Source organism: Algoriphagus vanfongensis DSM 17529, assembly GCF_000429465.1.
GTDB lineage: Bacteria > Bacteroidota > Bacteroidia > Cytophagales > Cyclobacteriaceae > Algoriphagus > Algoriphagus vanfongensis.
Window position 1 is genome coordinate 591,036 of the sequence record NZ_AUBX01000010.1, and the last position, 25,236, is coordinate 616,271.

Genomic DNA, 25,236 nt, shown 5'->3' on the forward strand with positions numbered 1-25,236 from the left:
TATGAGCCTTGCCTTGCCTCTCAAGGGGATTTTTCCTCCGCTGGTGACTCCACTGTTGCCGGATTTTACATTGGATAGTTTTTCTCTCAAAAAAATCCTACAGCAAATAATAGATGCTGGAGCTCATGGAGTTTTCATTCTGGGAACCACCGGGGAGTCTTCTTCTCTTTCCCAGAAAATCAAAATCCAGCTCATCCGAGAAACTTGCAAACTAGTCGATGGAAAAATCCCAGTGCTGGTAGGTATCACTGATTGTGCCTTGGGCAATAGCCTAGAGCTGGCCGAGATGGCAAAGAATTACGGAGCAGATGCTGTAGTCGCCGCACCTCCTTTCTATATGAATATCAGCCAGGAAGATTTGGAGAAATACTATAAGGATCTTGCAAACCGATGTGATTTACCTTTGGTACTCTACACGATCCCCTCTCATGCCAAAACACCGATAGAGATCCGTACAGCACAAAAACTGGCTGCTCATCCCAATATAATTGGCCTGAAAGACAGTACTGGAAATCCCGATTACTTGAGAGCACTGGCAGCAGCTTTTGCTTCACTACCTGACTTTAGTCTTTTGGTAGGGCCAGAGGAGATGCTACTGGAGGCGATGGATCTCGGCTTTCATGGCGGAGTTAGCGGAGGAGCCAATGCTTTCCCGGCACTCTATGTCCGCTGCTACGAGTACTACCAAAACAATGAAAAAGCCAAAGCACAGGAAATACAATCCCTAATCCATGAACTGAGTAGAGAACTTTACCAGCATGTAGAGCATCCAAGTGCCTACTTGAAGGGACTGAAAGAATGCATGAAGCTGAATCATCTTTCAGGGGGAATATTATCTCCACCACTGCGTGGTTTTTCGGAAGAAGAGAGACTAAGTTTTCACAAGAAGTTTGAAAAAGTAAAACTAAAAATCCAAAGAATCTTGGAGTCATGAATCAGCCGCTCCCCTATGAAAGCTGCTTGATCCTATACTTCCTCTAGAATTGACTGGAAAGGACCTTAAGACAGACAAAATTGGACCAATCCAGTTCTTTGGCCGCTTAAAGCATTTTCATGATTACCATTACCAACCTGAGTTTTTAAGGAAACAAAAAAATAACAGGCATTTTCAACCATTTAAATAGTATTATTTCGAAAAAAAGGACTGAACACCTACCTTCAATTCACTTAGATAACAAAAACCCTATAAATATAAAGTCTTATGAAAGAAAATGATAAGCCAAGTCCTGGACAATCCAGACGGGATTTCATCAAGAATGCGGCAATCGCATCTTCATTTTTTATTGTCCCTAGGAATGTCCTGGGAGGAGTAGGATATACTGCACCTTCAGATCAGCTTTTGCTCGCGGCCATCGGAGCCGGTGGCAAAGGTGCCAGTGATATAGAACTAGCTTCTGTAGGAGGTAGAGAGAGAGTGGTAGCACTTTGTGACGTGGATTTTTCGGGTTCTGCAAAAAGATCTGTCGAAAACTTTCCAGATGCCAAGCTCTATGCTGATTACCGCAAAATGCTCGAAGAAATGCCGGAAATCGATGCGTTGACCATTTCTACACCGGATCATGTGCATGGACCAGCTGCCAAATTTGCTATGGACAGAGGCAAACATGTCTATGTGCAAAAACCAATGACCCATAATATCCGGGAAGCGAGACTACTGACTCAGCTAGCCCGAGACAAGAAAGTAGTGACTCAAATGGGGAATCAAGGTGGGTCTAACCCTCTCTTGAAATTGGTGCAGAAATGGATAGACGAAGACCAAATCGGCGCTGTGTCTAAAGTTCAAATCTGGACGAATAGACCGGTATGGCCTCAGGGAGGTCCTTTCCCTCAGCCAGAACCAAGCAAAAAGCCTGATGCATTGGACTGGGATCTTTGGCTAGGTCCATCTCCTGAGATCCCTTACACACCAAATCTACACCCATTTAGCTGGAGAGGATGGTGGAACTACGGAACAGGTGCATTGGGAGATGTAGGATGTCACTTGATCGATATTCCATTCAGAACACTAGGTCTCCACTACCCTACCGATGCGGAATGCTCTGTAGGCTCAGTATACAGTGGTATGTGGACAGCTGATTATCATCCTGATGGATGTCCTGCTTCATCCTTTATCACACTTCACTTCGGCGCCACACCTAAAAGCAAAGCACCGATCGAAATGACCTGGATGGACGGTGGCATCAAACCAGCTCACCCAGAAATCATTCCGGCGGATGACGATATCGGAGGTACAGGATCTGCCAATGGCGTTTTGATCATCGGTAGCAAAGGAATCATTTCTACCAATATCAATGACTCCTCTCCTCTTATGCCAAAACTTTATCTCAATGATGGTACAGTGGAGATGGGCCCTCAGACAGAAGAAGGCTTCGAAAGAGAATATGGCCATCAAAGACTTTGGGTTGACGCTTGTAAGGCAGGATTTGGAAGTACCGAGCATAAAGGACTTACTTCTTCATTTGACTATGCAGGACCGATGACCGAAACAGTTTTGATGGGAAATCTGGCAATCAGAAGCTTCCTATTGAGAAAAGAAAATGAAAAAGGTCAAATGGAATTCTTTGGCAGAAAGAAATTGCTGTGGGATGGTGAAAACATGCGCATCACCAATTTGGAAGAGGCAAACCAATTTGTGGGGAGAACCTATAGAAAAGGATTTGAGGTATAATCTCTCCGATCTCCTTATCAAAAAAAAACCGGATTTCTCAATCCGGTTTTTTTTTGTGAATTAACTATTTCAAGACAATTTTTGAAACAAGTCTTTCATCAACTCAGCCGTTTGTCTTGCGGCTATCTCTGGCTTCAGAGCAGTATCCGAAATTCCCGAAACAACGCGGGTGATATCATGATCCACTTTGCCTGTGACTCCCCAGGTACTTCCTTGGGCGGCAGTGATGTAGGCAGAAAAATTATGATGACCAGACCCTGGTCTCTCCCCTATCACGTGAATGACTCCCCGAGGAGACTGAGTGTTTCCAGATTGCCCAAAAAGAAACTCACCCGCCGCATAGCCGGCACGAACTCGCCCATTCGTCAGCAGCAAGGGATACTCTCCCGCTTGTAATCCTTGCGATAGTAATTCATGTTTTAATCCTTCCAAAAAGGGCAACAGATGTCCCTTATCCATCAAGGACCTGGCATTCAACCCATCAGAAATAATAATCTGGACTTCGGGAACTTGACCTCCCCAGCCTTGGCTCATTTTCTTTAGCTTTGATTCTGATTCTGCATGGAGCTTTTCCCCGGTTTCTGGATGATAGACATAATCCTGACGATCTACTGAGCGAGTCACTAGTGACAACGCTCCAGCTATAGAGGTCTTAAATTCCTCAGTCATCTCAGTCCAAAGACTCTCCTTGGCATCTTCATAGAGTCTGTGAACTCTTTGATCCAATGCAGGATCCATATCCCAATAGTTTTCGCCATAGCCCTGAGCTATCGGTACTCCTCTTGCTTCGATTTCTGCGATGGCCTTTTTACCTTCTGAAATAATCTCTTCCACAGGCCTCAGATCACCTTTTGCTTGTAAATATTGAGAATAAACCCAAGTTGGGTCGCCAAAATGCGCGGTGGGTTTGTCATCTTCTCCGATAATTTCGATTCGTTTGAAAAAATCCCACATGGCATCATTGATCTTGTACCCATGCTTTTCCCGGATTTTGACGTGATTGTTGAACCCGGTGGTCAAATAACTCAGCATAGGATCATTTTTGGTGGGAAGAGCCATTAGGTAAGCCGGATTGGCTGGTATAATCTGATCAAGACACCAATCCAAATCATCCAAACTTACATCCATGTGCAGGGTCGAGCAGACATCAAGTCCTATCGTCAAACCATGAAGTTTGCCCATCACGGTATCTTCCAGACAGCATCTGACCAATTGCTCTTTGGTTTTGAATACTTCCGGCCCGATAAATCCTGCAACATCATTTACATGAACCCAAGGAAAACTTTCCGGAGATTTACCTTCTTCCAGCTTTTGTTTCAAGGCTCTTACAAATCCATATTTCCTCGACTCATGCACAAGCATATCAAAACCTTGTCCATGACCATTGGTAAAATCAGCCCCTTGACCTGTCTCTGCATAGAGTCCAAACTTCCCCTTTCGACTTTCCATGTGTTCATTCATTTTGGCAATGGTCACATCAAAAGTCTGATTGGCTCCCACCGTACCTGCCAAGCTTTGGAACCAAATCCCTGTAGTTCCCGGGTAAATTTTTTCCGCTTCAGCCTGCACATCGATATGCGAGAGGACACAATTGGAGATCGTATCCTCCAGACCAAAGACTGAAATCACATCATAAAGCGCTTTTTCGATTTCTGCTACTGATTGGGGATCACTGGATACCGGATTGGTTCCCAATACTAAGTCCCCGACGCCATAGGACCAGGCATCAAATACCTGCCAGATGATGTCTGTCGGATTATCTGTCGGTGAATTGGGCTGAACCCTCGCGCTGAGATACCCTTTACTTCCGATTTTTGTACCGGGAATGGGATTAAAAATCTTTTGTCCTACCAGAATCAGTTCCTCGTTGCTCATCAATTTGACCACACAGGCTATCACATCACTGCTCAAAGCAGGCATGATCTCCTTCACTTTCTCTTCTCGTTCGGAAAGAATAAATGTCTTCAACTCCCCCAAAGTCCAATTGTCCAGTTCTGGATTGCTTGCTGTGGTAGATCTAATCAGTTCATCCAATTCATCCGAAAAAAGACTGTGGGTTGCCAAATCCTTGAGTTTGGTATGAGTCAGGAGTTTTCTAGCATTGGTCCGGGATTCTTCAGATGCAGCAGCTACTCCGATTGTCAGGTCTCCTTCTTTGAATTCATTGGCTGCCCCGATGATTTGTCGGTAAAGAGTGAGATCAAACTCACTTTTGGCTTTTTGGATATATGAGAAAACATCCTCCTCTTTGCTACCCAATTTGATTTGCGGAAGACCTTCAGAGACAATACCCCTTGACTGGGAACCCAATCCACATGAGCTAAAAAAATAGGTAGAGGCACTCAAAAGCCCCAGCTGAGTAATAAAATCTTTTCGGGAAAGCTTGTGATCCATGATCTTAAGGAGTTACAAATGAATAAATTTTGGGCTTATTGTTTCATCGGTAAAACCGATCAGAAAGTAACCAGAAATCCGCATGATCACAATAAATCTCACGGAATTCCCTCGTCATTCTCCTTTCTTTTTTGGGTAAAATGAGTGATTTTTCAGCATGAAAAAATTTTTAGACACAGAAGTTCGCTGGGGTATCCTAGGAGTAGGCAATGTCTGCGAAGTCAAGTCTGCCCCGGCCATGAACCTGATCCCCAATAGTAAAATCGTCGCTGTCATGCGAAGATCGGAGGAGAAAGTAAAAGACTACGCCGAGCGACATGGCATCTCCAAATGGTACACCGATGCAGCCGAACTTATAGCAGACCCCGATGTAAATGCCATCTACATCGCTACCCCTCCCAATGCCCATGAAGAACTCTGCAAAATGGCTGCGGCTGCAGGCAAACCGGTCTATGTGGAAAAACCTATGGCGAGAACGTATGCGGAATGCGAACGAATGATTGCCGCTTGTGACGAGGGAGGAGTTCCGCTTTTTGTAGCCTATTACCGCAGAGCATTGCCCCACTTTGTCAAAATCAAACAACTCATCGATGCGGGAGAAATCGGGAAAATCCGAACTGTACAGATCAACCTCAAGCAAGTGCAGGTACCAGAAGTCATCGCTTCACTTGACCACAACTGGAGAGTAAACCCGGAGATAGCCGGAGGTGGATACTTTTTTGACTTGGCTTCCCATCAGCTGGACTTATTGGCTTTTTATTTTGGGAAAATCACCGAAGCCACTGGATTCTGTACCAATCAAGGAGGAATTTATGAAGCAGAAGATTTGGTCGCAGGTAGCTTTGTGTTTGAAAATGGAGTGATCGGAACGGGGAACTGGTGTTTTACTAGCTCAAAATCAGCCGAAAAAGATGAGATAGTCATTGAAGGTAGTCTAGGACAAATCCGATTTGCGACGTTTGCAAAAGGTGAATTTACACTCATCAAAGATGGTGAATCACCACAGCTTTTTTCATTTGATTTGCCCAAACATATCCAGCATCCCCTGATTCAGTCTATCGTGGATGAACTCCTTGACAAAGGTGTATGTCCTAGCACTGGACTGAGTGCTTCCCATACCAATTGTGCGATGGATAAACTCACCCAATCGAGAATTTGAAAAAAAATTAAGAAAAACTTAAGAAAGCCGATTCATCTTGAAATCGGCTTTTTGCGTTTAGTTTTTTGAAAAAGGAGTTTTGACTTCTCCAAGGTTTTATGCTAGCCTTATTTTCATTAATATATTTTTTTATCAAAGATCAGAAACAGAATTTCTTTTTTTTAATAATTAAAAACAAACACATCTAACCTTATTTAATTTTTTTACGATACAAGATTTTAAACGAAGCTTGTTTTCGATAAAGATTGAAAAATTGGCTCGATTTTCGTTTTAGTATGCATGCATCCTTTTGATAAAAGTCTGCATCTCTACTACAAGAGCTACCAACCCAAACCAACGTCTTACCTAAACTAACACACCATGAAAACACACAAACCAACATCTTGGCTACTGGGAATGATCTTGGGATTATTCCTGATGAATAGTACGTCCATCCAAGCCAAAGCTGATGACTATGCCGGAGTTTCATTCCAGGTTTTCTATGACGAATTGATGCCTTATGGAGACTGGGTCAAGGACGCACAGCATGGCTATATCTGGCTACCTGCCGTCAATGGAGAGTTTCATCCCTATCGCTCCAATGGTCATTGGGTCATGACCGAATACGGGAACACCTGGGTTTCCTATTATGATTGGGGTTGGGCGCCTTTTCACTATGGTAGATGGTACTTTGATGAGTTTTATCAAAGTTGGGCTTGGATCCCTGGCTACGACTGGGGACCAGCATGGGTCAGCTGGAGAACAGGTGGCGGCTACTACGGATGGGCGCCGATGGGACCGGTGGTCTCTGTAAGCGTTCGAGTCAATATTCCGAGTTTTCACTGGGTATTCTTGCCATCACAGAGGTTCTATGACAGATATTCTCACCGCTACTATGCGCCTTCCTACAACAAGGTCAAAATCATCAATAAAACTAAAATCATCAACAACACCGTGGTGTATAACAACAACACCTACATCTCGGGACCAAACCGTAGAGAAATCGAACAATCTACCAGACGAGTGGTACCAGTTTACAGTGTAAATCAATCCTCTAAGCCGGGAAGAGCTGAGGTATCCCGAAACTCTGTCAATATCTACCGACCAGACTTGCAGACTTCAACTAGAGGTAGAACTGTGGAAGCCAGACCTTCCCGAGTAGTTACTCCGGATCAGGCTAGAAGCAATAGGACTGTTCAAAGTGCTACTCCATCCCGTAACAGCTCTGCGAACTCCAACTCGAGATCTGCGCAGCCTGCTACCAGAAACTCTCAAGGAACCTCTAGAACGAGCGCCCCAGAGTCTAGGTCCAGCAGATCTGTGACTGGCACATCCGGTACATCCAGAGGCCAAAACAGTGGATTTGAGACAAAGCCTTACACGCAAGAGAAGAGCAGAACAGCCGCTCCAGCAAGACAAAGTAGAAGTACGAGTCCTGCTACTCAAAGCAACAGAAGTAGAGAAGCAGTCCGAACACAGCCCTCTCCTCAAAAAGAAGTGAATCGTCAAAGTGCGCCGAGCAGAACTCAGGAAGTCAAAAGGTCATCTGCACCGAGCAGATCATCTTCCAAGCCAAGTCCTCAGGTGCAAAGATCCACCAGTCCTGCTAAGTCAACACCTGCAAGATCAAGTGAGGTAAAAAAATCTTCAAGTAGTAAGTCTCGAAGTAGCAGCACTTCAAGCAGAACCTCCTCCAGCTCTTCCAGAAGCAGCTCATCATCGAGAGGAAATACAAGAAATAATTAACCAAACAGCAAACAAGCTAAAGTACGATCCCTTGGGTCGTACTTTTTTTATGGGTTTTGGAAAGGTTCTTTTTATCTTTTAGCTACCAAAAACCACCAAACCCAGCATGAAAATCAAATTTACCCTCATCCTCCTATTATGGAGTGCAGGACTTTTTGCACAAGGAATTTTCTCCGAAAGCACTCCTATCAAATTCCGAAATATCGGCCCCTATCGAGGCGGGAGGTCCGTGACCGCAACAGGCGTAATCGGCGATCCTCTAACTTATTACTTTGGCACCACTGGTGGAGGTCTTTGGAAAACTTCGGATGCTGGCCAGTATTGGGAAAATATCTCTGACGGATTCTTTGAAACGGGTTCTATTGGAGCGGTGGCCGTCTCTGAAAGCAACCCCAACATCGTCTATGTGGGAATGGGAGAACATGCTCCCCGTGGGGTTATGACTTCTTATGGAGATGGTGTTTACAAATCCACAGATGCAGGAAAAACCTGGAAAAAACTCGGTTTGGAGAAAACACAGCATATTTCTCGCATCCAAATTCACCCCAGCAATCCGGACATTGTCTATGTAGCAGCTCAGGGCGCTCTGCATGCACCTAATCCAGAAAGAGGCGTTTTCAAATCCATCAATGGCGGAGAAACATGGGAGAAGATCCTTTTTGTAGACGAGAAAACAGGGGCAGTAGAACTTTCCATGGACATGCATACTCCGGAAGTGCTCTATGCCGCCATGTGGGAACATCAAAGAATGCCTTGGCAGGTGATTTCAGGCGGCCCGGGATCAGGCATGTACAAGTCCACAGATGCAGGCAAAACCTGGAAAAAGATCGAAAATGGACTTCCTGATGAATTGGGAAAAATGGCTATCTCCGTCAGCCGAGCTAATCCAAATAAAGTCTATGCTTTGGTAGAAAGTGATACTGAAAAGGACCTGGGAGGTTTATTCGTTTCGGACGATGCGGGAGAAAGCTGGAATTGGGTCAATAAAGACAATCGACTCACACAAAGAGCCTGGTATTACATTGAAGTTTTTGCGGATCCGAATGATGAAAATACGGTCTATGTCCAAAGTGCACCAATGTTGATGTCGTATGATGGCGGGAAAACTTTTGAAACTATGGATGCCGCGCATGGAGACTACCATGACCTTTGGATCAATCCACACAATTCCAAAAACATGATTTTGGCAGATGATGGCGGTGGATCCATCACCTTTAACGGCGGAAAAACTTGGTCCACTCAAAACAACATGCCAACGGCTCAGATTTACCGAATTAATACCGACAATCAGTTTCCTTACAGAATCTATGGAGGCCAGCAAGACAATACCTCCCTAGTTATCAGCTCTATGGCTTTGGGAAGAGGAAGTATTTCTCAGGAAAACTGGAATTACTCTGCCGGTGGGGAATCTGCATTTTTAGCCTTTGATCCAGACAATCCAAGATATGTACTTGGAGGAAGCTATTTAGGGACAATCGAGGTGTTGGACATGGAAACTCAGGCCTCCACCAATATCATGATCGAGCCGATTCAGTACTTGGGAAGAGAAACCAAGGACATGAAATACCGCTACAATTGGAATGCTCCAATCATTTGGTCCCAGCATGAACCGAACACTTATTATCACGGCGCCCAATACCTGCTCAAAACTTCAGACATGGGACAAAGCTGGGAGGTGGTTTCACCTGATTTGACTAGAAATGAAAAAGAAAAGCAAGGAAAAGGTGGCGCTCCTTATACAAATGAAGCTGTTGGGGCGGAAAATTATGGAACGCTCGCCTATGTGATCGAATCCCCACATGAAAAAGGCGTCATCTATACCGGAAGTGACGATGGCTTGGTTTATCTGACCAAGGATGGTGGTGAAAACTGGGAAAATATCACTCCCAAAGGTTTAGAAGAATGTCTGGTCAATGCTATTGAAGTTTCCCCTCAAAACCCGGGAACCGTTTACATCGCCACCACCAGATACAAATTCAATGACTACACTCCTGCCATTTTCAAATCAACGGATTATGGGAAGTCCTGGAAAAACATCAGCTCGGGAATTCCTTATGGCGCTTTTACAAGAGTAGTGAGAGAGGATACCGAAGACGAAAACTTGCTTTTCGCAGGCACAGAGTTGGGAATTTATATTTCCAAAGACGGAGGAAATTCCTGGAATCACTTTCAGTTAAACCTGCCGATTACACCAATTACCGATTTGAAAATTGCCCACAATGATCTGATTGTGGCCACTTCCGGAAGGTCCTTTTGGATTTTGGATGACTTGAATGTGGTGAGAGAATTGCATGGAAATGAAAATGGCTTGGAGCTATTTTCTCCAGACCCGACATTACTAGGCAACTGGTACAGTGCCATGAATGGCAATTTGAAAGGTTTCAAAGGTACTTCGCCTTTGGAGGGAATCAATCCTGCAAATGGGATGGTGATTTATTACAATCTCCCAGATGACTTTAGCGATTCAACTGAGCTGACATTGGAAGTCACAAATGCGAAAGGGGAATTGATCCAAAGAATCTCTTCGAAAAAGGATCCTAACTTTTCCCCTTGGGCTGGCGGACCTCCTTCCGAGCCAAATTTGGGCACAGACCCTGGACTCAATCGCTTTGTTTGGGATTTGAGACACAGGACTATGCCGGGAATTCCGGGAGTCTATATCGAATCCAATTATCGAGGCCATAAAGCTATCCCTGGCACTTACCAACTGACTTTAAAAGCTGGAGAAAAAGAGCTAAAAACAGAAGCAGAAATCGTGGATTTGCCTAGTTACGGTCTTACTGATGCTAACTACCTAGCCTATGATCAGTTTATGTCTGCCGGCGAAAAGGAAGTGAAAATCATGCACGACATGGTCAATCAAGCCAAAGCGCAACAAGACAAATTGCAGGAACTTTTGAAATCCCTTGAAGAAAAAGAGGGTTTCGAGGCTTTGATTGCCAATGGCAAAAAGCTAGAATCCATGCTGAAGGAATGGGATGAAAAGATGGTTCAAAGAAAATCCACTGCCTACGATGACGTGGAAAACTTCGAAAATAAGTTTACTGCCAACTTCCTCTTTATGCTCAATCATTCCGACAGCTCTATTCCAAAAGTGAGTGAGGGCACAATAAAACGCCATGAAGAGCTGATGAAAGACTGGGAACAATTGAAAGAAGAAGGAGAGAATCTTCTAAACGAGGAAATTCCAGCTTTTGAAAAAATGGCTCAGGAAGCTGGTTTAGGGATCTTGTTTGTGAAAAACTGAGTTTCTTGTTTGGAATAAAATGAATTCGATCACCGTAGTCGGCTCAGGAATCATCGGCTTGACTTCTGCCATAGCGCTTCAGGAAGCTGGGATGAAGGTAAAACTTGTAGCCAAGGAAAAGTACGATTTGACTCTTTCCAGTAAAGTCGGAGCAGTTTGGTTCCCATTTCAGATCGAACCCAGAGAAAAAACCGATCGCTGGGCTGGTCAGACCTATCAGCGATATTTGAAGGAAATTTCCGCTCCTGGGATTTCCTTTCTCCCATTTCTCAATGCATCCAATTCGGAAAGCAATGATGATTGGGTCAAACAATTACCAGCAGGAAAAGTCAGAAAAGCGCTTTCTCATGAACTTCCCATTGGGATGGAATTGGGTTATATCGCAGAAGTCCCCTTAGCTGAACCCTTGCTTTATCTTCCATTTCTCTTTGAAAAATTCATCACTAATGGTGGCTCCTTTTCTCAAAAAAGTATAGCCAACTTACACGAAATGAGCTTTCTGGACGACTGGGTGGTCAATTGTACCGGTTTGGGAGCAAAAAATCTTTGCCAAGATGAAGACCTGAGACCTATGCGAGGACAGATTTTAAGGTGTGATAAGATGGATTTTCCTTCTTTTGCCGATCCAACAAAGAGAGGTGCTCTTTCTTACATTATCAATCGAAATGGTGATTCGGTGATCGGTGGTACGGACTACGAAAATGACTGGAATGAGAATGAAGACCCGGAAGACACGCAAAGAATTTTGGGCCGACTTACCAATTTCGGAATCAAATCAGCACCCAAAATCCTGGAAGTGATTGTCGGGCTCCGACCAAAAAGAAGTGCTGTTCGCTTTGAGTTTGACCATGAATTCCCAAACATTTTTCACAACTATGGGCATGGAGGCGCAGGTTTTACGGTTTGTTGGGGATGTGTGGAAGATCTCCCTCCCCTCTTTAAAAACAAAAAACAATAATTGAGTTGAGGACAGAATAAAATTCTGTTTCCCGCATTTTTATTACTTTTGCGGTTCGTTTTGAAAGAATGCCTTCAAAGCAATACATGTGACTCTAATCCTCTGCCTATCAATCTTACCCCATGAAAAAATATCTGAACTTATTCGATTTTTCACAGAAAGTCGATTACAAAACTGAAATCCTTTCAGGACTGACTGTCGCCATGGCCTTGATTCCAGAGGCGGTTGCTTTTGCATTTATTGCAGGGCTATCTCCGCTTACAGGCTTGTATGCAGCTTTTATGATGGGATTGGTTACTTCCATATTTGGAGGCAGACCGGGTATGATTTCAGGTGCGACAGGAGCTGTGGCAGTCGTCTTGGTGACTTTGGCAGCATCTCATGGCGTGGAGTATATTTTTGCGACAGTGATCGTAGCAGGATTGCTTCAGGTAGCCGCTGGCACTTTGAGAATGGGGAAATTAATCAGGCTGGTTCCTCAGCCTGTGATTTTCGGCTTCGTGAATGGATTGGCGATTATCATTTTCATGTCTCAATTGGATCAATTCAAAAGTGCGGATGGGAATTGGCTGACAGGTCAAACCCTCTATATCCTTTTAGCTCTCGTTGGATTGACCATGCTGATTATCTGGGGACTTCCAAAAATCACCAAAGTCATCCCTGCTTCATTGACAGCGATTTTGACAGTTTTTGGCTTAGTTACATTTTTAGGAATAGACACGAAAACCGTTGGAGATTTAGCTTCTATTAAAGGCGGCTTCCCTCCTTTCCATATTCCTGCGGTTCCTTTTACATTTGAAACACTTCAGATCATTTTCCCATATGCGGCAGTGGTGGCGGGAGTTGGTTTGATCGAGAGTTTATTGACATTGAATATTGTCGATGAAATCACCGAAACAAGAGGAAGAGGCAATAAAGAAGCAGTAGCGCAGGGAACGGCAAACATCCTTTCAGGGCTTTTCTCAGGCATGGGAGGATGTGCAATGATCGGTCAGAGTTTGATCAATATTTCTTCTGGAGCTAGAGCACGACTTTCTGGAATCGTCGCTTCTGTCATGCTTTTGGTCTTCATCATGTTTGGATCCAGCCTAATTGAGCAAGTTCCAATGGCGGCATTGACAGGTTTGATGATCATGGTTTCTATCGGGACATTCGAATGGGCCAGCTTAAAGACTTTTACCAAAATGCCTAAATCAGATGTATTCCTCATGGTTTTGGTCACCCTTGTCACAGCAGTCTTGCACAATTTGGCTTTGGCTGTGCTGATCGGAGTCGTATTGGCGGCACTTTTCTTTGCTTGGGACAATGCGAAAAGAATCCGAGCCAGAAAATATGTGGACAAGAATGGCGTCAAGCATTATGAAATGTTTGGACCGCTTTTTTTCGGATCGATCACAGCTTTCAATGAGAAATTCGATGTTCTCAATGATCCAAATGAAGTAGTGATTGATTTTGCAGAAAGCCGAGTAGTCGATATGTCAGCGATCGAAGCTTTGAATAAGATTACAGAGCGCTATCTCAAAGTCGGTAAGAAAGTCCATCTCAAACACCTGAGTCCTGACTGCCGAAAACTGATAGCAAAAGCAGACTCCATCATCGATGTCAATGTGATGGAAGACCCGACCTATAAATTGGCTGTGGACAAAATTTAATAGTCCACAGACGAGAGTCAACAATTACAGAAGGCGCAATGAATTTTATCAATGCGCCTTTTATTTTATCCATGAGGTATTATTCTCCATCAGGAACTGGGCCACCTTTAGCTTGGTTTTACAATCAAATCGAATGAGGAATAAGACGAATAACGGTATATTCCTAAACCAATCAGAAAGGGATCTATGAGTACAACTGAAGCGAGTCCACAAGTAAAGAAAGTCCTTCCCCTGATTTTGGCTACGGCGATTTTTATGCAAATGCTGGATTCGACGATCTTGAACACCTCCCTTCCTGCCATAGCCAATGACCTCAAGGAATCTCCTCTGAACATGCAAAATGCCATCGTCAGTTATGTCCTGACCTTGGCCCTTTTTATGCCTGTCAGCGGTTTTTTAGCGGATAAGTTTGGTACCAAAAAAGTATTTATTCTTGCGCTGGTACTTTTTGCACTGGGATCTTTGTTTTGCTCTCTCTCCCAAAATCTCAACCACCTGGTAGCCTCCCGAATCATACAAGGATTGGGCGGATCCCTGATGACACCTGTCGGTAGGTTGACTTTGATCAAAACCTATCCCAAAAATGAAGTAGTCAAAGCGATGAACTATGCCATTGTACCGGCGCTAATCGGGCCGGTATTGGGACCTCTGGTGGGAGGATATATGGTTGACTATCTTTCCTGGCATTGGATTTTTCTGATCAATCTACCGATTGCATTTATCGGCATCGCATTGAGTCTGAAGTTTATGCCGGATTACACTTCTAAGATCCTGAGCTTTGATCTCAAAGGCTTTTTGATCTTCGGAGCAGCCTCTTTTTTACTCTCAATTTCTCTGGAACTATTGGGAAACTCCATCCAAATCACCCCTATTTTGATGGCTTTACTTTTGGGCTTTTTGATGTTGTATTTCTACTATCGACATGCCAAAAAAGAGGAGAATCCCATTTTCCCTTTGAACCTCTTTCAAGTAAGGACTTTCAGAGTGGGTATTCTGGGCAACTTAGCCACGCGACTGGGCATCAGTTCAGTCCCGCTTCTATTGCCCTTGATGATTCAGATTGCCTTTGGGCAATCGGCGGTAATCTCCGGATGGATAGTCGCTCCCATGGCTCTGACGGCGATGTTTGGCAAGTCGGTGGTGATCCGAATTCTAAATCAATTTGGGTATAGAAATACCCTGATGGCCAATACATTCATTATTGGGCTATTGATTTGCTTTCTGGCTTTTCCATCCATTCACAGTTCCATCTACTGGTACGTTCCGATCATTGCTTTGCTTGGTTTTTTCAATTCCATTCAGTTCACATCTATGAACTCTATTTCGATTGCCGATTTGAGATCTTATCATACTTCCAGCGGCAATTCCCTTCTCTCAGTCAATCAACAACTGGCTATCGGATTTGGTATTGCATTTGGCCTGATTGTGCTGAAGTTCTTTGAGGGAGATACTAAATTGATTCATGACGAAATCCACAACGCCTTTCGATTTACATTTCTGATCATTGGCGGATTGACTATTCTGTCAGGTCTGGTCTTCCGGAGATTGCATTTTCATGATGGAGAAAATTTACAAACTAAGGAATCCTAAGCTACCGTAATTGTTTTCGTCAGGGTAAAACCATCTTGAAGGTTTCCTTGGACCGAATCAGCCATATTTCCCGCCAGACTCCCCCTGAAAATCCCATCCCTTTCATTGGGCGTATCCTCTTTCCCTTTATATCCAGTACTTGCATAAACTTCCGAAGTGACCTCTTCAGGAAAGGCAATCTGAGTAGTCAAAATAATCTCCCCATCCTTCACTACATCCAAATGAATGTGCGGAGCCCTTCCCGGATACCAACCTGGAAAAATGCTGATAAAAGAAACCTCACCTTTCTCATTGGTAGTCTGTCTTCCCCTCAAAAAATGCTCATTCGTCAGATCTTTTTCCTGAAGACGATTTCCGCCATATTCAGAATAAAACCCTTCCGCATCGCAGTGCCATACATCTACTTGTACACCTGCTAAACCTTCACAGGAATGCGATTGACTTTGAATTTTCAGGTTGATTACTAGTGCGATCCCTTTCCGATCTCCGATAATATTTGCCCGCATCAGTTCCGCAGGAGTTTTGATGGGAAAAGGGCCACGAGTTTCCCTTGGAGAGATTTCACACTCTTCATTCATCCCGTTTAGCTGATTCCCTTTGGTTTCACATCCAGCAATCGGCAAAGCGACAATGCCTCCAAATCCAGCCAGTGTCTTCCTGATAAAATCTCTCTTTTTCATCTTCTTTTGGGTTTAGATGATAAAAATTACTGAATTTCAATTGCTTAAACCCTTTTTCAAGCAATAAATAAATCCTCATCTACTAGCTGAAAAAAGGAAGGAGTCTTGAAATTCTATTTCCTACAGGATTTGAGTATTTTTCTACAATGAAACAGTTCCTTTTCTTTCTTACAGGTTTTTTGCTGGGATTTCAGACCTATTCCCAACAAGTCTATTTTTCTGTCAATCAGATCGGTTTTTTACCTTCAGATTCCAAAAAGGCTATTGTCTTTTCTCCTGAAAAAATCAAAAATAATGTCCACCTGATTCAATATCCAGACTCAGCATCCATCATTAAAATCAAGCCCAAATCCCTAAGTTCTGGGGTCTGGGGAGACTTTAAGTACTATGAAATTGACTTTTCTGAAGTAGAAAAAGAAGGAGATTATTTCCTTTGGCATTCTGCTAGCGAGACCGCTTCTCCCATATTTAAGATAGGCGCAAATGTATACCAAGGTTATCAGGAAGACCTACTTCACTTTATGCGGCAGCAGCGATGCGGATACAATCCTGTGCTAGACATGGTATGTCATGAAAAAGATGGCAGAAGCTTCTTTGGCCCGATGCCTGATAGTACCTATGTGGATGCTTCAGGGGGTTGGCATGATGCAGGCGATCAATTGAAATATCTCATCACCAGCAGCTACGCCACCGGACATATGTTGATGGCCTATACTTTATTCCCAGATCAGTTTGAGGATAAGGTAAATGCATTGGGACAAGATGGCGAAAACGGGATTCCAGACGTTTTGGATGAGGCAAAATGGGGTTTAGACTGGCTCCTGAAGCTTCATCCTGCCCCGAATCAACTCATCCATCAGATCGCTGATGATAGAGATCATAGAGGCTTTAAAATCCCCAATCAAGACAACTCTGACTATGGCTGGGGAGAAAACTCCTATCGAGCTGCCTATTTTGCCACAGGGAAGCCACAAGGCCTGATGCAATATCAAAGTGAAAGCGATGGAATGGCCAATATTGCAGGCAGATCCGCTGCTGCTTTGGCTTTGGGAGCTAGAATCTGGCAAGATATGGACAAGGCTTATTCCATACGTTGCCTCGAAGCGGCGAAAAGTCTTTATGCATTGGGAAGAAAGTATGAAGGTGTGCAGCAAGGGAATTCCTATGGAGCTCCATATCGATACAATGAAGAAACCTGGAATGATGATATGGAATGGGCTGGAGCTGAGCTTTTCAAAGCTACAGGAGATAAGACATATCGTGATCAGGCAAAAGAATATGCTTTGCTTAGTTCCACTGAAGACTCGTGGACAGTCAAAGACTCAGCATCCCATTACCAGCTCTATCCTTTCATCAATTTGGGACATTTCTCACTTCATGAGGTAGTGGAACCAGAATTTCAAAAGATTCTGGAAAGTTTTTATCAGGAAGGCATTGACTACACGCTGGCCAAATCCAAGACCAGTCCTTTTGAGGTCGGTATCCCATTTATTTGGTGCTCCAACAATCTGATGACCAGCCTCGCTACTCAGGTGATCCTTTATGAAAGAATGAGTGGAGACAAGCAGTATCAATCTTACCTCACAGCCCAACGAGATTGGCTATTTGGCAAAAACCCTTGGGGAACATCCATGTTTACTGGCATTCCTGAGCAAGGTGATTTTCCAGTATATGTCCATACAGCTCCTTACGTTTTATTGGGATTGGAAATCCCTGGAGGATTAGTAGATGGCCCTATTTTCAGAACTATCCACTCCGGCTTGATTGGGTTGACATTGGAAAGGCCTGATGATTATGCGGGAAGACAAAATCCATTTGTGGTCTATCATGATGCAGTGGGAGACTATAGCACAAACGAGCCCACCATGGATGGCACAGCGGGCTCGATTATCATGATGACGTATTTTAGCAAATAATCAATCCACGAGTGTAAAGACCATTTGGCGGAATTTCCAGCCTGTTTGATCTCCATTACCAGAGCCTGAAGTTTGCTTGAAAATCAAACCAATCATATTGAGCTCAGGGTCTGCAAAATATTGGGTATTGAAGTAACCTCCCCAATCGAAGGTTCCTTTGCTCCCCAAACCTCCGGTGGCAACTCCCTGATCAGTGACAACTCCGAAAGCCAAACCGTAGTATTTATCACCATTCATCAGATCACCCACTTGATTTTTCATCATGGTCTGGATAGTTTGAGGGCTTAGAATTCTCATACCTTCTAACTCCCCTCCATTCAGATACATTTGAAGAAACCTGGCGTAATCTGCTGTGGTACTGGAAAGTCCTGCTCCTCCGGAGAAAAAACGCTTTGCTCCTTTTCTTGGATATTCAGGGTCGTAAAAAGTAACCGGGTAAGGTCCCCATTTACCATCTCGATAGGTCTGAACCGTCACCAAACGCGGCGCTTGGGCATCAGAAAGGTAAAAGCGGGTATCATTCATCCCTAGCGGATCAAAGATTCTTTCCTTTAAAAACTGATCGAAAGGCATGCCTGAAACCACTTCAATAAAATATCCCAACACATCCAAGCCTTCGCTGTAGGTATATTTACTTCCTGGCTCATGATGCAAAGGCAGCTTGGCCAACTTTTTCACGCTCTCCTCAATCGAAATATTCTCCGTAGTAAATAGATCCGTAATTCCAGCCTTTTGATAGATCATTCTCATTCGTTCATCTCCATCGATCATCCCATAGCCCAACCCTGAAGTGTGAGTTAACAGATGACGAATTGTGATTTCTTTGGAAGACGGCTTGGTATAAAAGGTAGTGTCGGAATATCTAAAACCAGCAAGAACTTGAGGATTTTTAAACTCTGGGATGTACTTGGAAATGGGATCATCCAGGCGGAATTTACCCTCTTCCCATAAAATCATCACGGCAGTAGAGGTGATCGCTTTAGTTTGGGAGGCAATTCTAAAAATATCATCTTTTTTCATCGCTCTTCCATTGGCGACATCGGCCATTCCTTTGGCGCTATGGTAAACAAGCTTTCCATCTTTCATCACCATTGCCACAAGTCCTGGCACTTCCCCCTCGGCAATAGCTTTATCCAGCATTTGATCCAGTTTTTGCACCCTTTCGGGGATAATTCCCGGTACATTCTGTGAATAGGATGAAATTGAAAAAAGTACTAAAAAGAAAAAGGTTAATCGGGTCTTCATTGATTTAGGTTTTGGTTTGAAAAGTAAAATAAAATTTTACCCTTCAATAACCTAAACATCTTATTTCAAAGACTCTAAAATCATAGAAGCTGCAGTTTCCGAGGCTGAATTTTGACCGATTTTTTCAGCGATTAGATCATAGCCTTGCAGCATTTGCCCTTTGTAAATCTGATTTCCCAAAATCTGCATCAGTTCCTTTTCCAGATTAGCCACTGAAAAGTCATCCTGTATTAATTCCTTCACTACTTCCTGCTCCGCTATCAAATTGACCAAAGAAATAAATGGCACTTTGATGACTCGCTTGGCAATCATGTAGGAAATGGGGGAAGTCTTGTAAACCACCACCTGAGGAACTCTGAAAAGAGCCGTCTCCAGTGTTGCTGTTCCCGAAGTCACCACAGCAGCGGTAGCGTGAGAAAGCAAGTCATAGGTTTGATTGAAAACCACTTTGATCCCCACTTTTTTTGCTGGTTCATACAGTTCAGAAGACAAGCTTTCCACTCCTGCAATCACAAACTGAGCATTAGGGAATTTGGGAACCAATTCCACCATTTTATCCAGCATCGCTTCCAATTCTTGCTTTCTACTCCCAGGAAGTAAGGCGATAATTGGAGCATAACTCAATTCATTCTTTTGAAAGAAAAAGGGATGCGGGCTAAACTTTTTGATTTCATCCAATAAGGGATTCCCAACATAATTGACTTTCATGTCAAACTTTTGAAAAAATGTAGGTTCGAATGGGAGAATGCTATAAATCTGATCCGTAAAAGCTTTCAGTTTCAAAGCCCTTTTTTGATTCCAGGCCCAAACTTTTGGCGGGATGTAATAATGAACCGGAATTCCATTCTCTTTTGCAAAAGCAGCAATCTTCATATTGAATCCTCCGTAATCAACCAGGATTATGGCGTCAGGCTTCCAATGGAGTATGTCTTTTTTGACTAGGCTTAGATATTTTAGAACCTTTCGAAAACCGAAAACCACCTCTATAAAACCCATCAAAGCAACCTCCGCATAATCCACCGCCAACTCTACACCTGCCTCCTGAGAATAAGAACCACCCATCCCTCTCAATTCAAGATTGGGGTTTTGTTCTTTTAAGGCCAAAACCAGATTAGAAGCGTGCAAGTCGCCAGATCGCTCGCCAGAGATGATGTAGATGCTTTTGTTCTTGTTTACCACAAAGCTCAAATAAGAAAAATGTAAGTAGTTAACTGTAAGTGGTAAGTAGTGCCACTCATTTTCAAGCAATTTTACAACTTACTACTCACAGAATAGAACTCTAAGATTTAATTTATATCAAATCAATCCCCAAAATATTCCACAAAATTCCTAGGAGTCTCATAGAGTGTCAATTTGTAAAGACCTCCGTGAGGAGTGATTTTCTCAACAGCAGGCTGAAGGATTTTCCAGAATTCCATGATCAAGATCTCGCAGCTGGCCATTTTGCCTTGCATGAAATCCACGTCCATGTTCAGGTTTTTATGATCCACTTTATCGATCACCAAAGTTCTGATCAAAGTACTCAGCTGCTTCAGGTCCACCACAAAACCTGTTTCCGGATCGGGCATTCCTTTGACAGTGACGATCAACTCAAAGTTGTGACCATGCCAGTTGACATTGGCACAAGGGCCAAAAACCTCAAAGTTTTTCTCATCGGACCAGTTGGGGTTCCAAAGCTTATGGGCGGCATTGAAATGCTCTTTTCGACAAACGTAAATCATCCTCTTGAAATTCGCTGCAAAGTTAGTCAAAAGAAAAGATTATGGAAACTGCTGGAAGTCTAATCCCCTTGAAACGCAAAAAGCCCGATAGTGATACCGGGCTTTTTATGAATTCGTAACCTATCAAGCTTCATTGAGCTTGCCAAAGAATATAACCAAATGATCTTCTCTGCTTAAATTAAGCTTATTTTCCTTGATTATTTTTTTGGCTTCAGCCTGATCGGATTGATTCAGTGCTTTGATAATATTGCCGGTTTTTGCTCTGACTTTCTGGACTTCATTGGTAGAACTGATCAAATAAAAGCTCTCCTCAAAGACAAACATCTGACCTGGACTAGGTGAATAGCTGTTTTTGGGAGGAGTGACTAAATCCGAATAAAACTTACGGATCAGCGTATAGTTTTCCCCTTCGGCCAAGACATTGACCAAGTCTTTTTCTGCTACACCATCTACCACATCAAAGCCTTTCTTGAAAAGCAAATCTTGGATTCGTCCCACATTCCCATCGTTCATCAGTTCACTTGGTCTTTCCAAAACCGCATATTCCAAGAAATCTTTGTTTAAATAAATGGCATTTCCAGCCTCATTGATCACTTCCAAGACATTGTCATGGATGTTGAATTTATAAGAAACGCCACTTTTGACTCCTCCATTGGTAGTTGCAATTTGAGCTTTTTCCCAATCTGGAAAGAGATATGGCGAACCATCGACATCGGTATAGGGAGTCACCCGAGCAGGCACTCCATTCATAGACATATTTGATATCTGCCCATAAGCCATAGAGCTACAGCAGAGACATAGGATATAAAGTATCTTCTTCATCAGTATTTCAGTACTTTTTTGTGTAAGGTTAAATTGTTGGTTTTGATTCTTAATAAATAGAGTCCTTGGGGACCTGGCAGATTCATTTGCACTTCGATTTTATCGGTATTTTTCCCAAGCTCTTGAACCTGATAGGTCCTTCCGGCAAGGTCAATAATGCTCAATTCGATCGGTCCAGCGTATTCATTTAAGATTGTGACGTTAATGTGATCCTTGGACGGAATCGGACCGACAAAGATGCCAAATCTACCCAGCTCAACTTCCTGATCAGGAATAGCCGAAATCACGACTGGCTCGGAGACACGATTGCAGGATTCACCTACGATTGCTACCTGATAGATCCCATCATTATTTGCCACATAGGATCTGGAAGTCGCTCCCGGTATCACCGCTCCATTCAAGTACCATTGATAGGAATCTCCAGGCTGCTGGGAGGTCAAGGTAGATCCATTCACTACTATGACCGGTTGCTGCAAGGAATTAGTCCCAATGACTACTTCTTGAGCATACGAAGTAGAGCCATTGGAGTTGGACACTGTCAACTGAACTTCATAAGTACCGGGACTATCGAAGGTAAAGATGGGGTTTTCGAGTGTAGAAGTACCCAATCCATCAAAATCCCATGAATAGGCAGCTACGGCTCCTTCACTGAGGTTTTCGAATGTCACCGCAGCCCCAGCGCAAGGGAACGTAGTGGAGAAATTAGCAAAAAGAACATCATCACAGGCTTGAGTCAACCAACCTGTAGCATTGGTCACACTGGCTCCAGATCCAAGATTGATGATTGATTCACCTTCCTTGTCCACATTGTTGATACTGATATGATCAAAACAATATTTCACATAGACATCATGAGTCAGGCTTCCTTTGGTTCCTGCTGTGATACGAGCTGGACTAGCACTAGTAGCTGTAGCTACAATACCTTCCAAAATCACCAAATCTCCAGAAGCCCCCAGGTCCAACTCAGCATCAGGTCCTACGGTCAAGTCGTCCAACGTCAAGGATGCTACCCCCAATGTAAGGCTTGCGTTTTCTATCACTAAGCCAGAAAGTCCGCCACTGAGTATGTCTAAGGTACCGGATGAAACTGTCACGTTCTCAATTGTAGAACTGGACAAATTGGAAAACTCGCCGGTATTCCCTTCAAATACGAGGTTAATCCCTTCCTTGATCGATGATTGATTTCCGAGTCCAAATTCCTTTTTAAGATTCAATTGAAGGAATTGACCATCCACAGTACCATTTCCCACAATCTCCAAAGACTGAGCTGACACCTCTACGGGGTTCAAACTCAATTGAGCTGACTGGACCACCAAATCTCCGAGTTCATCCGCGGAAATCAATTCCCATTGGCCAGTATTGAATGAGGTGATGACTTGATCAAATTCAGTTTGCCCAAATTCAACATATAGACTATTGGCACTGGAATTTTCAAATGCCAAAGTACCACCCGAGATTTGAGTGGTTGGGTTGCTTACTCTGAAGCCATTGCTCACTTGAAGGGAGTTTCCTGAAAGGTTTAGAGAAGTATTTTGAGACCCAAAAATATTAACTGAAAAAGCCGAGGCACCTGAAGTCAGGTTGATTGACTGATTTCCTCCCTTGCCTTCATCCACTACTACACGAGTATCAGCTCCTGGAATTTTCCCAGCTGATGCTCCTCCAGAGGTGGCTGACCAATTGCTAGGGTCAGACCAATCGCCTCCATTGCCTCCGATCCAGTAGAGTGTCTCTGATGCTCCGTCCAAGGTGCCAGCAGTGACGATCAGGGAAAAATCTTGAGAGCTATTGACCAAATCTCCCTTGTGAGAGATTCGAATGGTATATTTTTGTGAGGTAGGGCTAGGCACATAGACCTGCTCTACATTATCTCTAAAGTTGTCTTGTGTTTGGACGGCTTGAGCATTTGGTCCTTTGGACGGATCCAAAGAATAAGGAAAGTAGCTTTTCCCTTGTTCATCCAGTATTCTCAAGTCGAGGTCATTGACCAGCATCAGATCATCTGGGTCCAAGGATGCTCCCACAGGATTCCCACTTGGATCAGTCCAGGCAATGGTCACTCTAAGTGGTGTGATTCCATCGGAAAGCAATTCAATTTCTTCTGCACTTCCATTCGCCAGATTCAATTCTCGAATGATGGTAGAATTTCCATTTTCATCCAAAATCACCTCTGCAGCTTTTTTAGCATCCAAGAGTCCCCATCCAAACACGTAGTCTGGACCTAAAGCAGTACCTGCTTCTTTGGCAGTATGGATAGCCAAAGCTTTGACTGTGGAAGACCACATATATCTACCAGCATTTCTCTGCTGGAATAGCTGCTGGAGTAATAGCAAAGAACCCGTCACATTGGGGGATGCCATCGATGTCCCACTTAAACTCGCGTAAGAATCAGTGGCGCCTGAATTGGTGACTGAAGAGCTATAAACATTGACCCCCATCCCCACTAAATCCGGCTTGACTCTACCATCATCGGTCGGTCCCCAACTTGAAAAATCACTCATTTTCACATCGGAAGGACCTGTGTAATTAGCGACGTTGGATACTGCGCCGACAGTGATTACGTTTTTGGCAACTCCCTCTGGACCTATCGTATCGTCTGGTCCGTCTGGATCCCTAGAACCATCTCCACTATCACTTCTGTCATTGCCTGCAGCCCACACTACCGTGTAATACGGCTTGGCAAAAAGCAGGTCATCTAGTCCTTTGCTTTTCGTAGTATAAAATCCAAACCGATAATCTTCATCCTCATCTACACTAGAATTGCCAGCCCAAGCCCAGGCATTGCTGGAATTCCTATACCATCCCAGTACAATGCCATAGGAATGATTAGAAACCAGATGACCTCCTGGTTTGGACACTGGATCAAAAGCATTGTTATTCATTTTATCCAAATCAGCTTCCCAATTGAAAGCCCATCCGGTAGCTTCGGATGCCATTCCTTTTGCATTGGCCGTAACTCCACTAGCGAGAATAGTCCCAGTCACATGGGTCGCATGACTGGAAATAGTCTCGGTCGAACCATCGACCTGAGTCACCCTGCCATTGTATTCTGCATGATCAGCCTTAGGCCGGGTCTGATCATAGATTCCTGCCACAATCCCTTTTCCTGTGAGATCGAGCCCCAGGTCTCCACCGGGTTGAAGTGCATTTGTACCAGTTGTCTTGGCAGCATTGACATTCATCACCTTGTAGTAAACCGGAAGGTCAAAATCATCGAAATACATCAAGTCTGCTGTCTCTCCTCCTGCCAAATTCAATTTCATCGGAATATTTCTAGCATGTGCCTTAAGTTTCAAATTGGCAGCAGGAAGCATAAGCTGAGAAAATCGCTGAGAAAAACTCACCTCCAGCTCTTCGCGAACTTCTTGGAGTCGTTTGGTATTTTCAGGATTGCTTTGTGCCCATCCTGGCAAAGTCCCGATAGCACAGGCAATTAATAGCAGTAAAATATTCCTCATA

Annotated in this window: 16 protein-coding genes; 9 read left to right on the forward strand and 7 right to left on the reverse strand. The window is 43.7% G+C overall.

Annotation, left to right across the window (positions count from 1 at the left end):
- Position 1 precedes the first annotated feature (1 nt).
- Positions 2–934 carry a dihydrodipicolinate synthase family protein gene (locus G460_RS0107775; RefSeq protein WP_026954820.1) on the forward strand — a complete coding sequence of 311 codons (933 nt, stop codon included), beginning with the start codon at positions 2–4 and terminating at the stop codon, positions 932–934.
- A gap of 267 nt (positions 935–1,201) precedes the next feature.
- Positions 1,202–2,668, forward strand: a complete 1,467-nt coding sequence (locus tag G460_RS0107780) for a Gfo/Idh/MocA family protein (protein WP_026954821.1) — start codon at positions 1,202–1,204, stop codon at positions 2,666–2,668.
- A 69-nt stretch (positions 2,669–2,737) separates the two neighbouring features.
- On the opposite strand, the gene eutB is transcribed toward G460_RS0107780, so the two are convergent.
- The gene (gene eutB, locus G460_RS0107785; RefSeq protein WP_026954822.1) at positions 2,738–5,062 is read right to left on the reverse strand and encodes an ethanolamine ammonia-lyase subunit EutB; all 2,325 of its coding nucleotides are present in this window, start codon (positions 5,060–5,062) and stop codon (positions 2,738–2,740) included.
- 157 nt (positions 5,063–5,219) lie between these two features.
- Between eutB and G460_RS0107790 the strand changes: the two genes are divergently transcribed.
- The 6 genes from G460_RS0107790 (at position 5,220) to G460_RS0107815 (ending at position 15,393) form a co-directional block, all read left to right on the forward strand.
- On the forward strand, positions 5,220–6,221 hold the full coding sequence (locus G460_RS0107790; protein ID WP_026954823.1) for a Gfo/Idh/MocA family protein: 1,002 nt from the start codon (positions 5,220–5,222) through the stop codon (positions 6,219–6,221).
- A gap of 360 nt (positions 6,222–6,581) precedes the next feature.
- A complete protein-coding gene (locus tag G460_RS21635) occupies positions 6,582–7,946 on the forward strand; it encodes a DUF6600 domain-containing protein (RefSeq protein ID WP_035464107.1) in 1,365 nt (454 codons plus the stop codon).
- A gap of 106 nt (positions 7,947–8,052) precedes the next feature.
- Positions 8,053–11,193 carry a WD40/YVTN/BNR-like repeat-containing protein gene (locus G460_RS0107800; RefSeq protein ID WP_026954824.1) on the forward strand — a complete coding sequence of 1,047 codons (3,141 nt, stop codon included), beginning with the start codon at positions 8,053–8,055 and terminating at the stop codon, positions 11,191–11,193.
- Positions 11,194–11,212: 19 nt separating this feature from the next.
- A complete protein-coding gene (locus G460_RS0107805) occupies positions 11,213–12,151 on the forward strand; it encodes an FAD-dependent oxidoreductase (RefSeq protein WP_026954825.1) in 939 nt (312 codons plus the stop codon).
- A 122-nt stretch (positions 12,152–12,273) separates the two neighbouring features.
- On the forward strand, positions 12,274–13,803 hold the full coding sequence (locus tag G460_RS0107810; RefSeq protein WP_026954826.1) for a SulP family inorganic anion transporter: 1,530 nt from the start codon (positions 12,274–12,276) through the stop codon (positions 13,801–13,803).
- A gap of 186 nt (positions 13,804–13,989) precedes the next feature.
- Positions 13,990–15,393, forward strand: a complete 1,404-nt coding sequence (locus tag G460_RS0107815) for an MFS transporter (RefSeq protein WP_026954827.1) — start codon at positions 13,990–13,992, stop codon at positions 15,391–15,393.
- Here the strand turns inward: G460_RS0107815 and G460_RS0107820 are convergent.
- Positions 15,390–16,073 carry a dioxygenase family protein gene (locus G460_RS0107820; protein WP_026954828.1) on the reverse strand — a complete coding sequence of 228 codons (684 nt, stop codon included), beginning with the start codon at positions 16,071–16,073 and terminating at the stop codon, positions 15,390–15,392. The two genes, G460_RS0107815 and G460_RS0107820, sit on opposite strands and share 4 nt — an antisense overlap.
- A 146-nt stretch (positions 16,074–16,219) precedes the next feature.
- Here G460_RS0107820 and G460_RS0107825 point away from each other — a divergent pair, with 146 nt between their 5' ends.
- Complete coding sequence (locus G460_RS0107825; RefSeq protein WP_035464109.1) at positions 16,220–17,989, forward strand: glycoside hydrolase family 9 protein; 1,770 nt, start codon at positions 16,220–16,222, stop codon at positions 17,987–17,989.
- On the opposite strand, the gene G460_RS0107830 is transcribed toward G460_RS0107825, so the two are convergent.
- The 5 genes from G460_RS0107830 to G460_RS0107850 all read right to left on the reverse strand — a co-directional run bounded on the left by G460_RS0107830 (position 17,990) and on the right by G460_RS0107850 (position 25,235).
- On the reverse strand, positions 17,990–19,234 hold the full coding sequence (locus G460_RS0107830; RefSeq protein WP_026954830.1) for a serine hydrolase domain-containing protein: 1,245 nt from the start codon (positions 19,232–19,234) through the stop codon (positions 17,990–17,992).
- A gap of 60 nt (positions 19,235–19,294) precedes the next feature.
- Positions 19,295–20,413 carry a lipid-A-disaccharide synthase gene (gene lpxB / locus G460_RS0107835; RefSeq protein ID WP_026954831.1) on the reverse strand — a complete coding sequence of 373 codons (1,119 nt, stop codon included), beginning with the start codon at positions 20,411–20,413 and terminating at the stop codon, positions 19,295–19,297.
- 122 nt (positions 20,414–20,535) lie between these two features.
- The gene (locus G460_RS0107840) at positions 20,536–20,955 is read right to left on the reverse strand and encodes a 6-pyruvoyl trahydropterin synthase family protein (RefSeq protein ID WP_026954832.1); all 420 of its coding nucleotides are present in this window, start codon (positions 20,953–20,955) and stop codon (positions 20,536–20,538) included.
- Between the two features lie 123 nt (positions 20,956–21,078).
- Entirely contained in the window at positions 21,079–21,777 is a 699-nt protein-coding gene (locus G460_RS0107845) for a hypothetical protein (RefSeq protein ID WP_157366889.1), read from the reverse strand.
- A complete protein-coding gene (locus G460_RS0107850; protein WP_026954834.1) occupies positions 21,777–25,235 on the reverse strand; it encodes a S8 family serine peptidase in 3,459 nt (1,152 codons plus the stop codon). The genes G460_RS0107845 and G460_RS0107850 overlap by 1 nt, the downstream gene beginning before the upstream one ends.
- Between the last annotated feature and the right edge of the window lies 1 nt (position 25,236).

Bases quoted from the DNA above. Each gene is read 5' to 3' on its own strand.
- G460_RS0107775 (WP_026954820.1), top strand. From the start codon at position 2: ATGAGCCTTGCCTTGCCTCTCAAGGGGATTTTTCCTCCGCTGGTGACT.
- G460_RS0107780 (WP_026954821.1), top strand. From the start codon at position 1,202: ATGAAAGAAAATGATAAGCCAAGTCCTGGACAATCCAGACGGGATTTC.
- eutB (WP_026954822.1), bottom strand. From the start codon at position 5,062: ATGGATCACAAGCTTTCCCGAAAAGATTTTATTACTCAGCTGGGGCTT.
- G460_RS0107790 (WP_026954823.1), top strand. From the start codon at position 5,220: ATGAAAAAATTTTTAGACACAGAAGTTCGCTGGGGTATCCTAGGAGTA.
- G460_RS21635 (WP_035464107.1), top strand. From the start codon at position 6,582: ATGAAAACACACAAACCAACATCTTGGCTACTGGGAATGATCTTGGGA.
- G460_RS0107800 (WP_026954824.1), top strand. From the start codon at position 8,053: ATGAAAATCAAATTTACCCTCATCCTCCTATTATGGAGTGCAGGACTT.
- G460_RS0107805 (WP_026954825.1), top strand. From the start codon at position 11,213: ATGAATTCGATCACCGTAGTCGGCTCAGGAATCATCGGCTTGACTTCT.
- G460_RS0107810 (WP_026954826.1), top strand. From the start codon at position 12,274: ATGAAAAAATATCTGAACTTATTCGATTTTTCACAGAAAGTCGATTAC.
- G460_RS0107815 (WP_026954827.1), top strand. From the start codon at position 13,990: ATGAGTACAACTGAAGCGAGTCCACAAGTAAAGAAAGTCCTTCCCCTG.
- G460_RS0107820 (WP_026954828.1), bottom strand. From the start codon at position 16,073: ATGAAAAAGAGAGATTTTATCAGGAAGACACTGGCTGGATTTGGAGGC.
- G460_RS0107825 (WP_035464109.1), top strand. From the start codon at position 16,220: ATGAAACAGTTCCTTTTCTTTCTTACAGGTTTTTTGCTGGGATTTCAG.
- G460_RS0107830 (WP_026954830.1), bottom strand. From the start codon at position 19,234: ATGAAGACCCGATTAACCTTTTTCTTTTTAGTACTTTTTTCAATTTCA.
- G460_RS0107840 (WP_026954832.1), bottom strand. From the start codon at position 20,955: ATGATTTACGTTTGTCGAAAAGAGCATTTCAATGCCGCCCATAAGCTT.
- G460_RS0107845 (WP_157366889.1), bottom strand. From the start codon at position 21,777: ATGAAGAAGATACTTTATATCCTATGTCTCTGCTGTAGCTCTATGGCT.
- G460_RS0107850 (WP_026954834.1), bottom strand. From the start codon at position 25,235: ATGAGGAATATTTTACTGCTATTAATTGCCTGTGCTATCGGGACTTTG.